Source organism: Brachybacterium sp. ACRRE, from assembly GCF_022346485.1.
GTDB classification, from domain to species: domain Bacteria; phylum Actinomycetota; class Actinomycetes; order Actinomycetales; family Dermabacteraceae; genus Brachybacterium; species Brachybacterium halotolerans.
Map to the genome: position 1 here is coordinate 1 of NZ_JAKRMO010000088.1, position 11,368 is coordinate 11,368.

11 protein-coding genes are annotated in these 11,368 nt (G+C 70.9%); 7 read left to right on the forward strand and 4 right to left on the reverse strand.

The annotated features are described in order from the left end of the window. Positions 1–33 precede the first annotated feature (33 nt). Positions 34–717 carry a bifunctional 2-polyprenyl-6-hydroxyphenol methylase/3-demethylubiquinol 3-O-methyltransferase UbiG gene (locus tag MHY49_RS17615; protein ID WP_239206330.1) on the forward strand — a complete coding sequence of 228 codons (684 nt, stop codon included), beginning with the start codon at positions 34–36 and terminating at the stop codon, positions 715–717. 51 nt (positions 718–768) lie between these two features. Next, positions 769–1,152 (forward strand): hypothetical protein, encoded by a 384-nt coding sequence (locus MHY49_RS17620; protein ID WP_239206332.1) that lies wholly within the window; start codon positions 769–771, stop codon positions 1,150–1,152. Here MHY49_RS17620 and MHY49_RS17625 read toward each other — a convergent pair. Next, entirely contained in the window at positions 1,115–2,650 is a 1,536-nt protein-coding gene (locus MHY49_RS17625; protein WP_239206334.1) for an MFS transporter, read from the reverse strand. The two genes, MHY49_RS17620 and MHY49_RS17625, sit on opposite strands and share 38 nt — an antisense overlap. A 177-nt stretch (positions 2,651–2,827) precedes the next feature. Here MHY49_RS17625 and MHY49_RS17630 point away from each other — a divergent pair, with 177 nt between their 5' ends. Then, complete coding sequence (locus MHY49_RS17630; RefSeq protein ID WP_239206336.1) at positions 2,828–3,367, forward strand: TetR/AcrR family transcriptional regulator; 540 nt, start codon at positions 2,828–2,830, stop codon at positions 3,365–3,367. A 9-nt stretch (positions 3,368–3,376) separates the two neighbouring features. Here the strand turns inward: MHY49_RS17630 and MHY49_RS17635 are convergent, their stop codons facing one another. From MHY49_RS17635 to MHY49_RS17645, 3 genes are all read right to left on the reverse strand, one after another. After that, positions 3,377–4,678: an ABC transporter substrate-binding protein gene (locus tag MHY49_RS17635; RefSeq protein ID WP_239206338.1), complete on the reverse strand. Its 1,302-nt coding sequence runs from the start codon at positions 4,676–4,678 to the stop codon at positions 3,377–3,379. A gap of 226 nt (positions 4,679–4,904) precedes the next feature. Further along, positions 4,905–5,804 carry a nucleotidyltransferase family protein gene (locus MHY49_RS17640; RefSeq protein ID WP_239206340.1) on the reverse strand — a complete coding sequence of 300 codons (900 nt, stop codon included), beginning with the start codon at positions 5,802–5,804 and terminating at the stop codon, positions 4,905–4,907. A 67-nt stretch (positions 5,805–5,871) separates the two neighbouring features. Then, complete coding sequence (locus MHY49_RS17645) at positions 5,872–6,804, reverse strand: serine protein kinase RIO (protein ID WP_239206342.1); 933 nt, start codon at positions 6,802–6,804, stop codon at positions 5,872–5,874. A gap of 351 nt (positions 6,805–7,155) precedes the next feature. Between MHY49_RS17645 and MHY49_RS17650 the strand changes: the two genes are divergently transcribed. From MHY49_RS17650 to MHY49_RS17665, 4 genes are all read left to right on the forward strand, one after another. Then, a complete protein-coding gene (locus MHY49_RS17650; protein WP_239206344.1) occupies positions 7,156–8,448 on the forward strand; it encodes a sugar ABC transporter substrate-binding protein in 1,293 nt (430 codons plus the stop codon). Continuing rightward, a complete protein-coding gene (locus MHY49_RS17655) occupies positions 8,438–9,352 on the forward strand; it encodes a carbohydrate ABC transporter permease (protein WP_239206346.1) in 915 nt (304 codons plus the stop codon). Before MHY49_RS17650 ends, MHY49_RS17655 begins: the two co-directional genes overlap by 11 nt. After that, entirely contained in the window at positions 9,345–10,253 is a 909-nt protein-coding gene (locus MHY49_RS17660) for a carbohydrate ABC transporter permease (protein ID WP_370646210.1), read from the forward strand. Before MHY49_RS17655 ends, MHY49_RS17660 begins: the two co-directional genes overlap by 8 nt. Before the next feature lie 131 nt (positions 10,254–10,384). Then, the coding region (locus MHY49_RS17665; RefSeq protein WP_304502688.1) for a GxGYxYP domain-containing protein at positions 10,385–11,368 on the forward strand (984 nt) is incomplete at its 3' end.

The following is an 11,368-nucleotide window of genomic DNA, read 5'->3' on the forward strand; positions in this document are numbered from 1 at the left end:
GGGGACGGGCGGCGGGGCATAGCGTAGGGCCGCATGGGCATCCGCGATCATCTCGACTCCCGCCTCGGCAGCGCCGCGTCGCGGGCGATGCACGACCTGAACGCCCGGCACCCGTGGAGCCATAACGACCACTTCCACAGCTGGATCCTGCATGAGCTGCCGGAGCGTCGGCGCGCGGCGCTCGACGTCGGCTGCGGACGCGGCGGACTGCTCGTCGAGCTCGCGCCCTGGTTCGATCGCGTCGAGGGGATCGACCGCGACGCCGGGATGCGAGAGGTCGCCGCGCGCCGCACGGCGGAGCTTCCGCACGTGGACGTGCCGGACGCGCGATTCGAGGACCTCGCAGGGCCCTTCGACCTGATCACGATGATCGCGGTGCTGCACCACATGGACCTCGAGCAGGCGCTGACACGGGTGCGCGATCTCCTCGCCCCCGGTGGGCGTTTCCTCTGCGTGGGCCTCGCCCCGCCCGCGTCGCTGCGCGACCACGCCTGGGACATGGCCTCGATGGCGACGAACCCGCTGATCGGCGCCGTGAAGCATCCCTGGCCCGCCCGTCGGGGACCGGGAGCCGCCAGTGACGGTGCTCCTCCGATCAAGGATCCCAGCATCCCTCTCGACGAACTCGTGCGACGGGCCGCCCCGATCCTCCCGGGGCTGAGGGCGCGCCGGCACCTGGCCTTCCGCCACACCCTCGCGTGGACCAGGCCCGAGTGAACCCTGCTCCGGCCTGATCGCAGGGTCAGCGCGCGGGCATAGCCTGGGCCGATGAGCCACCCCGCGCGCACCCGCCGATTCCTCACCGTCCTGCTCGCCGGAGCCGGGGTCATGCACTTCGCGAAGCCGGCGCCCTTCGACAGCATCGTGCCGCCCGCGCTGCCCGGCGCGGCCCGCGGCTACACCTACGCCTCCGGCGTCGCGGAGCTCGTGGTCGCCGGGCTGCTGGCGGCCCCCTCCACCCGGCGCCTCGGCGGGGTGGCCTCGGTCGCGCTGTTCCTCGCGGTGTACCCCGCGAACGTGCAGATGGCATGGGACTCCCGGCACGCCTCCGCGCTGCGCCGGGCGATCGCCGTCGGGCGCCTGCCGCTGCAGGGCGTGCTCGTCGCCCAGGGGCTCAGCGTCGCGCGGGGCGACGCTCCCGCATCGCGATGACCACGATCGCGGCGGCGGCGACCATCAGCACGACTCCCACGCCCGCCGTGTAGGCGACGCCGGAGTCGAAGGCCTCCCGGGCCGAGCTCAGCAGCGCCTCGCCCGCCTCGCCGCCCAGCGAGCGGGCCGCATCGGTCGCACCGCCCAGGGTCTGCCCGGCGGCGTCGGCCGCCCCGCCGCTCAGCGCCGTCGGCACCTCGACATGCGCGCGGAAGGTCGCATTGAGGATCGAGCCGAGGATCGCCGTGCCCAGCACCGCCCCCGTCTCGTACGCGGTCTCCGAGATCGCCGAGGCCGCGCCCGCCCTGCGCGCAGGCACGGCGCCGAGGATCTCGTCGTTCGAGATGGTCTCGGCGGTGCCGACGCCCGCACCGACCACGGCGAAGGCGAGCACGAGCGCCCCGTCGGACCCGGCCGTGCCGGTGACCAGCACGATCCCGTAGCCGACGGCGTTCATGAGCAGGCCCGCCGCCATCGCGTGAGCGGGCCGGACCCGCGGCACCACGCGCACCACGAGCAGGCCGGCCACGATCGTGACCACGAGCCCGGGCAGCAGGAGCAGACCCGCCTGCATGGGGGAGCGGCCGCTCACGAGCTGCAGGTGCTGGGAGAGGAAGTACAGGAACCCGACCAGCGAGAACACGCTCAGCAGGTTCGCCGTGACCGAGGCGCTGAAGGCCGGGATGGTGAACAGGCGCACGTCGAGCATGGGCTGCTCGCGGGTGACCTGGCGGCGCACGAAGGCGACGCCGGCGAGGACCGCGATGCCCGCGGCCAGCACGACGGGGACGGAGACGCCCGCGTCGGCCGCGGTCTTGATCGCCCAGACGAAGGGCGTCATGGTCGCCATCACCAGCACGATGCTCAGCGGGTCGACGGGCCCCGGCTGCGGGTCGCGCGACTCCGGCACGAGGATCGGCGCGAGCACGAGCAGCGGCACCAGCATCGGCAGGGCCAGCAGGAACACCGAGCCCCACCACAGGTGCTCGAGCAGGAAGCCGCCCAGGATCGGGCCCAGCGCCGCGCCGCCCGAGAAGCCGGCCGCCCACAGCGCGATCGCGGTGCGGCGCTCGCGCGGGTCATCGAAGATGTTCCGGATCAGCGAGAGCGTCGCGGGCATGAGCATCGAGCCGAACAGGCCCATCGCCGCGCGCAGACCGATGAGGGCGAGGGCGCTGGGTGCGAAGGCCGCGATCGCGGAGACGGCCGCGAAGCCCGCGGCGCCGATGAGCAGCAGCCGGCGACGGCCGATGCGGTCGCCCAGGCTGCCCATCGGCACCAGCAGACCGGCCAGCAGCAGCGGGTAGACGTCGACGATCCACAGCAGGGCCGTCCCGCTGGGCCGCAGCGACTCGGAGATCGCGGGCAGCGCGAACGACAGCACGGTGTTGTCGACCGACACCAGCAGCACGGGGAGCATCAGCACCACGAGGGCGGCCCAGCGCCGACGCGGCGAGGTCGACGTGCCGATCACCGGGATGGGGCTCGTGATGGTCATGATCTTCCTCCTTCGATGCGGTGGATGCGCGGGTTGCCTCGTGTGCGGGATTCCGGGGATGCGCGGGCGTGCGCTGTGCGCGGGATACGGCCGACGGGCGCGGAGCGCCGCGCGCCGGCAGCTTCAGACTAAACCGTCCAGACGGTACAGTAAACAGCGGGGCCTATGGTGTGGGTCATGTCCGCACGCGAAGACGTCCTCGACGCCCTCGAGGAGATCCTCATCCGCGACGGGGAGCGCGCTGCGACCCTCGACGCCGTCGCCGCGCAGGCGGGGGTCTCCAAGGGCGGGCTGCTCTACCACTTCGGCTCCCAGCGGGCCCTCGTGGAGGGTCTCGCCGAGCGGATGCGCGAGCGCGCCGCGCAGGACGTGGAGCTCATGGCCGAGGCGTCCGACGGCCCCTCCGCCTACTTCGTGCGCACCTCCGTCTTCGAGGACACCCCGTTCGATCGCACGCTTGTGGCCGCGACCCGTCTCTCCGGCAGGGACGACGCCCCCGTGCACCAGGCCTTCGCTGACATGCGCGAGGGCTGGCTCGCACTGATCCGCGAGGAGGTCGGCGACGACGCCCGGGCCGAGGCGATCATGCTGATCGGCGACGGGCTCTACTACAATGCCGTCCTCGATCCCGCGTTCCAGGCGGGTGACGCCGTGCGCGCGCAGGCCATGCAGGGTCTGCTCGGCGTCGTCGCGCAGCTGCGCGACGGCACGGCGTGAGCGCGGGCGTCAGGACTGCATGCCCTGCACCGAGCTGAGGATCGCCTGGGCGGCGTCGTCGAGTGACTGGTTCCCGAAGTAGTAGGCCTGCGAGAGCCGGGTGAAATCGTCGGAGAAGCCGACACCTGAGGTCGGTGTCACCCGGGGAGTGGGGGCGACCTCCTTCTGCATGTCGCGCGCGAAGTCCAGGCAGATGGTCTCGATCTCGTCGAGGTCGGGCTCGATCTCGTCCTGCACATCGGGGAATCCCGTCACCCCGCGCTCGATCTTCAGGGCCTTGGCGGCGCCGGGATCGGTGAGCAGGAAGTCCATGAGCAGGCCCGCGTTCTGCGCCGACCGGGACCGCGACGAGATCGACCAGTACATCGACGCCTTGTTCACCATGCGAGGGCTGCCGCTGGTGAGGGCGGGCAGGCGCCACAGCGTCATGTGCGCTTTCGACGAGGTCTGGAACGTCTGGATCTGCGTATGGAACTGCAGGTGGAATGCGGATCTGCCGGTGCCGAACAATCCCTGTTCGACGCCCGCCGCGGTGTCCTCGATCTGCGCCGAGACGGAAGGGACGGCGCGAGCGTCGACGAGCTTCTTCGAGTAGTCCAGGAACGAGGCGATCGTGTCCAGGCTGACCAGGGTCTCGTCGGATCGCGGGAACACCTGCTCGCCGGACTGGCGCGCCCACGCCGCGAGCTGGTCGCCGCCCTGACCGAAGCCGTCCAGGCCCACGATGTCCTTGCCCTCGTCGGCCGCCCACTCGCTGATCTGCACGGACGTCTGCATGAGGTCGTCCCAGGTCCACGACGTGTCCTCGGGTGCATCGACTCCCGACGCCTCGAGGATGTCGGTGTTCACCCCGACCGACAGGATCCCCGTGCCCAGCGGCGCGCCGACGAGCGTCCCGTTCTCGAGGCGCCCCGTGTCCAGCAGGCTCTTCTCCATGCCGGAGAGGTCGAGGACGTCCCCGAGAGTCTCCAGGTCGAGCAGGGCCCCGCGGGTGCCGTAGGAGTCGATGTACTTCTCGTCCATCTGCAGGAGGTCCGGCATGCTCCCGCCGGACGTCTGGGTCGCGAGCTTGTCCCAGTACCCGGTCCACTCGCTGTACTCGGGCGTGACCGTGACGTCGCCATGGGCGTCCTTGAAGAGCCCGAGCGCCTTCTGCGTCAGCTCGTGGCGCAGGTCCCCACCCCACCAGTAGGTGCGCACGGTGTTCGGATCGCTGTTCGACCTCGAAGGGAGGTTCGGACCGCATGCGCTCAGTGCCGACGCCGGGCCCAGAGCGGTCATGAGCAGCAGGGTCTGGCGACGGGTGAGCATTCGGGGCTCCGTTTCGAAGAGGGTGCTGCCGGCGTCTGTGCCGGAGTCGTCTCGATCATGCGGTGCCGGTCGTGGCGCGTCCGCGGATGAGGAGGCACCGGCGCCTCCTCATGCCATGAGCATGCTCGATCGCCGGGACTTCATCAAGGACGGGCCGAGTCCTGGGCGCGTGCGCGCCCCGCTTCTTTCTGGGCGATAGTGCCCACGCGGGCGACCGTGCAGGCGGTCATCCTCGGGCGAGCAGCTCCCGGGTCTCGCGCACGAGTTCGGTCGCCTCGACGATGGAACGTGCCAGGCGAGGCGCGCGGTCGCCGACTGGAGATCCGCCTGCGGCGTCGACCGAAGACCTGCCCCCGCCGCCGGCCTCCGCGGGCCCCTCCGCGCCGATGCCCGCGAGGATCTCCGTCGCGCGCGCCGTGAAGCCGTGGGTGTCGATCGGGAGGTGCCCGACGCCGGGGATCAGGCCCTTCTCGTTGGTCACCCAGACGCCGGCCTCGGCGCACCACGCATGTGCGCACCACAGGAGTGCGCACGCGCAGCACAGCTCGATGTAGGCGACATCGCCCCGGACGGCCGCCTTGGCCGCCCCGCCCAGCTGGAACTCTGCGCTGACCAGGTGCTCCGCGAACGCTTCCCGCAGCGCACGCGGGTAGGGGTGCAGGCCTCCGCGCAGCTGCTCGACGAGGTCGCCGGGGTCGGCGAGCGGCACGCACACGGCCGCCTCCGCCGCGTACGCGATATCGAGGAAGCCCAGCGGGTGGCCGAGCTGGTGGTGGAAGGCGAACTCGCCTGCGATCGCCCGGTCCCGCTGCCCGCGCACCCGCGAGGTCTCGCGCAGGATGAGGTCGACGGCGATGCCCTCGATGGTGAGCCACCCGCCGCCGTCGACCCAGGGGCCCCATCCGCCGGGGCCGGCGACGTCGACCGGAGCATCGGCGATCTCGCACGCGGCCTCCCGCAGTGCGTGCATGTCCAGGTGCTCGGCGTCGTAGTAGAGGCCGAGGTCCACGTCGGACCCCTCGTGGTGGGTTCCGCGGGCTCGGCTGCCCCCGAGCACCACGGCCTCGACGCCGCCCACAGCATGGAGCCGCTGCGCGATCCGGTGCAGTTCGTCGTCCTTCAGCATGTTCGTCTCCGTTCTGCTCGTGCCTCGGCGGCGCGGCGTGCCGTCGGTGCCGCCCCGGCACGGCGCCTCATCCGCGCCGTTCCATCGCCTCGGTCCACCACTCCTCGGTGTCGGCGGCATGCGGGGCGGCTCCGTGGGCGCGCAGCCAGGTGCACACGTTCTCGCAGTCGCGGCGCAGGAAATCCGGTCCGTTGGGGTTCGCGATCAGGTCGATCACCTGGGGCACGTCGATCACCACCAGGCGCTCGTCCTCGCTGCGCGGATCGACCAGCACGTTGTACGCCGAGAGGTCGCCGTGGACGAGCCCCAGCTCCGCGAGGCGCAGCACGAAGTCGCGCAGCTCCTGGGCCCATTGCGCGGCGCGCTCGGCCGACGGTCGGCGCTCGTGCAGGCGGGGCCCGGCGACGGGCGTGACCGGCTGGCCGGTCGCCCCGCCGAGCCCGATGAACTCCATGCAGACCTCGGTGCCCTGGATCTGCACGGGATAGGGGACGGCGAGGCCGGCGGCATGCAGCCGGGAGAGGGTGTCGAACTCGGCGCGCGCCCACTGTCCGGCGGCCGCGCGCTTGCCGAACGCGCTGCCGCGCGCGATCGCACGGCCCTCGCGGGAATCGGTCACCCGCCTGCCCTCGGTGTACTGCGCGGAGCGGTGGAAGGAGGTGTGCTCGTCCGCGCGGTAGCGCTTGGCGACCATGAGCGCCGCCTCACCGGGCGCTCCCGTGCGGAGGGCAGGCGGCAGGGCGCGCTCGAGCAGGAAGGCGTCGGCCTCCTTGCCCGTCTTCAGCACACCGAGCTCGGTGTCGATCGCACCCTCGTGCTGGACCACCCAGGCGGGGAACGGCTGCGGGCCGCGGTCCAGGGTGTGGGCCGTCTCGGGCCAGGTGGACCAGCGCTGGTCGGGCCCGGGCCCGTCGGGGTCACAGGGAAGGTCGTCGTCGGTCACGCCGGCGGTGACCAGAGAGGTCGTATAGAAGGTGTCCCAGTCGAAGGACGGTGCCATGTGGGGTTCTCCCGAGGTGGGGACCTGCGGTCCGTCGGTGCGGGGCTCACCGCGGAGCAGCGCATCGTGCGCGGGGTCCGCGGGGTCAGCAGGTCGAGGTGGAGCGGAGGACGGCAGGGGTCAGCACGGTGACAACCATCGGGTCCTCCTCCCCTCGGGGTCGGCGCATGGCGGCCGACGCTCAGCAGCACGGTACGGCGGACGGGGGAGCGGGGTCGAGGGATTTATGGCGGGCCGGGTCGTACCACCATGGGTGAAGCGTTTCACGCCGACCCCGGTGCATGCCCTACGGTGGATCCGTCGTCGGCGCCGTCCTCGCGAGCGCCGGACCATGAGCACGAAGGAGTGGGCGTGACCAGCAGACGCACCCTGCTAGGAGCCGCAGGCGTCGCCGCGGCCGGAGGAGCGCTCGCGCTCTCCGGATGCTCCTCGGGAGGCGGCGGAGCCTCCCCGGAGCTCGGCGCGATGGCCGCGAAGAGCGCGAAGGACTCGATCAGCTTCCAGATCTGGGACGCCGCCCAGGCGCCCGCGATGCGGCAGATCATCGACGCCTTCCACGAGGACTACCCGGGCATCGAGGTGACGATGTCGATCGCCGCCTATGCGAGTTACTTCGAGCGCCTGCGCATCCAGGCCACGGGCGACGACCTGCCCGACGTGTTCTGGATCAACGGCCCGAACTTCGAGCTCTACGCCTCCCACGGACTCCTCCAGGACCTCAGCGATCTCGAGGGGTTCGACCCGAAGAACTATCCCCAGAACCTCGTCGACCTCTACACCTACGACGCGAAGCCCTGCGCGATCCCCAAGGACTTCGACACGATCGGCCTCTGGTACAACCGGGAGCTGCTGCATCGGGCGGGCGTCGACGCGCCCGACGGCTCCTGGAGCTGGCAGCAGTACCGCGATGCCTCCGAGCAGGTGACCCGGAAGCTCCGCTCCGACCGCATCTGGGGAAATCCCGGCGGCATCGAGACCCAGGCGTACATCTACCCGCTCGCACTGCAGGCCGGCGGCTTCATCGTCTCCGAGGACAAGAGGACCTCCGGGTACGACGACCCCGGGACGCTCGAGGCCTTCGACTTCCTGCGCGGGATGATCGACGACGGCATCGCCCCCGACGTCCGGTACACCACCGAGAACCCTCCGCAGGACCTCTTCAGCGACGGCCGCGCGGCGCTCATGACCTCCGGCAACTGGCAGGCGGCCGTGCTGCAGGACTCCGTGGTCAAGGAGCAGATCGATGCCGCCCCGCTCATCCACGGCAAGCAGGAGGGCAACGTCATCCACGGCATCGGCTATGCGATGAGCGCGCACGGGTCCCACAAGCCCGCCGCCTCTGCGTTCCTCGCGTTCCTGGGGTCCGAGAAGGCCGCGCGCATCCAGGGCGCCGCGGGCGCCGCGAACCCCGCATTCATCGGCACCAACGACAGCTTCTTCGACGCCCTCCCGGGCTTCGACCTCGAACTCTTCGTCGACGCCGCCGAGACCGCCCTGCCCTACCCGGTCTCCCAGAACACCTCGGCCTGGAACCAGCTCGAGGAGCTCCTGCTCCCCAAGATCGTCGGCGGCCCCGGCGACGTGGCGGAGACCGCGAAGGACCTCGCCGATCGGATGGACGGAGTGCTCGCCGATGAGTCATGAGACCGCCGCGGCAGCGCCGCGCAGGCGGCGCCGAGGGGCCGACGGCTGGTGGCCGCTGGTGTTCCTCGGCCCCCTGCTGATCGGCATCGCCGTCTTCTACTTCTGGCCGATCCTCGCGACGGTCATCAACTCCTTCACGGTGTTCGGACCGTTCGGCGGGCGCACCTTCAACGGGCTCGCGAACTACGCGCAGCTGCTCCAGGACTCCTTCATCCCGCGCGCCGTCCTCAACACCCTCATCTACACGGTGATCGTGCTGTGCGGCATCCCGCTCGCGGTGTGCATCGCCTCGCTGATGAACCAGAAGGGCCTGCGCTTCGCGCGCTTCTACCAGGTGCTGTTCTTCCTGCCCGCCGTCTCGATGCCCGTCGCCGTCTCGCTCGTGTGGCGGATGATCTTCAACAAGGAGTTCGGCCTGGTCAACTGGGCGCTCTCCCTCGTGGACATCGACGGCCCCTACTGGGTGACCGCTCCCTGGTGGTCGCTGCTGGCGATCTCGATCGTGGGCCTGTGGTCGAGCCTGCCGCTCGCGATCATCATCCTGGGCGCGGGACTGCGCGGCATCCCCGCCGAGCTGTACGAGGCCGCGCAGCTCGACGGCGCCGGCACCGTGCGCCAATTCTTCTCGGTGACCGTGCCGCTGCTGACGCCCAGCATCTTCTTCCTGTCCATCATCACCGCCATCAACGGCTTCCAGCTGTTCGACCTGCTCTTCGCGATGATGGGCCAGGCGAACCCCGCGATGGCCGACACCCAGTCGCTCGTGTACCTCTTCTACTCCGAGGCCTTCCGCCAGAACAACCAGGGGTACGCCTCCGTGATCGCCCTGCTCATCCTCGCGATCATCGGAGTGTTCACGCTGCTGCAGTTCCGCCTGCAGAGGAGGTGGGTCCACTATGAGTGAGACGTCCGCACACACGACCGTGCGCACGACCGCACGCACGGGTGCGCGCTCGATCGCGACCGATCGCGCCCCCTCCGGGACCAGAGCCCGTCGGCCCCGATGGGCGACCCATGCGGTGCTGCTGATCGGCGGGATCCTGATGGTGTTCCCGTTCCTGTGGCAGATCAACATGTCGCTGTCCACGCAGGCGGAGGTCACCTCGGTCCCGCCCAGCTGGCTGCCCGCGTCGCCGCAGTGGAAGAACTATCCCGCGGTCTTCGAGCAGGTTCCCTTCCTGCACCAGTTCGTGAACACGGCGCTGGTGACGATCGCCCGCGTCATCGGACAGCTGCTGCTGTGCGCCCTGGCCGGCTATGCCTTCGCGCGGATGACGTTCCGCGGGAAGAACCTCGTGTTCGCCCTGGTGCTCTCGATCCTGATGGTCCCGTACCAGATCTATCTCATCCCGCAGTACGGGGTGATCCAGAACCTGGGGCTGCTCAACACGATCGCCGGCATCGCCGCGCCGGGGGTCTTCAGCGCCTTCGGCACGTTCCTCATGCGCCAGCACTTCCTGTCGATGCCCGCCTCCCTCGAGGAGGCCGCGCGCCTGGACGGCGCAAACCCGTGGCAGACGTTCTGGCGGATCATGTTCCCGCTCTCGGGGCCCGCCCTCAGCGCGGTCGCGATCCTCACCGCGCTCGCCTCGTGGAACGACCTCATGTGGCCGCTGATCGCCGCCACCTACGACGAGAAGACCACTCTCGCCGTGGGGTTGACGTCCCTGCAGGGCCAGTTCACGACGGACTACCCGGTGATGATGGCCGCGAGCTTCATGGCGATGCTGCCGCTGATGATCCTGTTCATCGTCCTCCAGCGCCGCGTCGTGGAGGGCCTCGCCCACTCGGGCATGAAGGGGTGAGCGAGTCCGCGGCCCGCCGACACGGACCTTCCCGACGAACCGCCCCACCTGTCGTCTCGTGCCCCCGACCCGCTCTTCCCACGTGAGCATCGCGCGGTTACAGTGCAGATCCCCAACCGCCACAGGAGTCGATGATGACCGTGGATCTGCCCCGCCCTGCCCTCTCCTCCCGCCCTGAGCCGACAGCGCCGATGCGCTCGACGTCCCGCTCGTTCACCCGCCGCACGGCGCTGGCCGGCGGCATCGGCGCCGCGGGCGCCGCCGCTGCCCTCTCGATGAGCGCCCCGTCGGCCGACGCGGCGGGTCCCGCCCCTGCCGGCGGGCACCACGGCGGCCACCCCGGCGGCGGGGCCCCTGCCGTGCACTGGGAGCGCGGGCACCTCTTCCCGACCTTCGACCGCGCCGCGAGCACGGTGCGCGTGGGGGACATGCGGAAGCTCGACGGCTTCGACCGTCTGCTGCTGATCACCCTGCAGGGCCTGGTGAACCGCGAGCGCCCCGAGCTGTACCTCATCGCCGACGACGTCGACGAGACCTGGATCCCCGACCTGCCCGCGCGCACCCGGTACGAGAAGCACCCGCTCGACCTCGTCGGCCGCTACCGCCGTCGCATCGTGGGCGCCGTCGTCTACGACATGGACGCCCCGGACACCATCAACCTCGCCACCACGATCGCCGCCCAGCGCGGCGCCGTCGTCGCCACCGCCGAGCAGGCCACCGAGCACCGCCTCAAGGTCGTCGAGGACCTGCGCGGACGCTTCGAGGACGACCCCGCCGCCATCTACGCGTTCGCCACCGACCATCTCTGGGAGAAGAGCACCCACAAGGTCCTCGTCGGCCTCCCGCCCACCCACACCGTCGAGGTCGACGGCGTGGAATGGACCGAGCTGCTGCGCGAGAAGGAGCGCGTCACCGACTCCTCGAACCTCGGCACGCAGACCGTGGACCTCGCCGGCCAGGTCGGCGACGGCGAGGTGTTCGTGCGCCTGTCCGACTCCTTCCCCGAGGACGGCTGGGGCCCTGCCCTCCACCACGCGACCCTCACGGTCGACGGCGAGCAGACCGCCGACTTCGTGCCCGGCACCGACGCGGAGGCCGAGTTCCTCTTCGACGGC

Excerpts from the sequence above, each read along its gene's own strand:
- MHY49_RS17615 (WP_239206330.1), top strand. The coding sequence starts at position 34 with ATGGGCATCCGCGATCATCTCGACTCCCGCCTCGGCAGCGCCGCGTCG.
- MHY49_RS17640 (WP_239206340.1), bottom strand. The coding sequence starts at position 5,804 with ATGCTGAAGGACGACGAACTGCACCGGATCGCGCAGCGGCTCCATGCT.
- MHY49_RS17660 (WP_370646210.1), top strand. The coding sequence starts at position 9,345 with ATGAGTGAGACGTCCGCACACACGACCGTGCGCACGACCGCACGCACG.
- MHY49_RS17620 (WP_239206332.1), top strand. The coding sequence starts at position 769 with ATGAGCCACCCCGCGCGCACCCGCCGATTCCTCACCGTCCTGCTCGCC.
- MHY49_RS17630 (WP_239206336.1), top strand. The coding sequence starts at position 2,828 with ATGTCCGCACGCGAAGACGTCCTCGACGCCCTCGAGGAGATCCTCATC.
- MHY49_RS17635 (WP_239206338.1), bottom strand. The coding sequence starts at position 4,678 with ATGCTCACCCGTCGCCAGACCCTGCTGCTCATGACCGCTCTGGGCCCG.
- MHY49_RS17645 (WP_239206342.1), bottom strand. The coding sequence starts at position 6,804 with ATGGCACCGTCCTTCGACTGGGACACCTTCTATACGACCTCTCTGGTC.
- MHY49_RS17625 (WP_239206334.1), bottom strand. The coding sequence starts at position 2,650 with ATGACCATCACGAGCCCCATCCCGGTGATCGGCACGTCGACCTCGCCG.
- MHY49_RS17655 (WP_239206346.1), top strand. The coding sequence starts at position 8,438 with ATGAGTCATGAGACCGCCGCGGCAGCGCCGCGCAGGCGGCGCCGAGGG.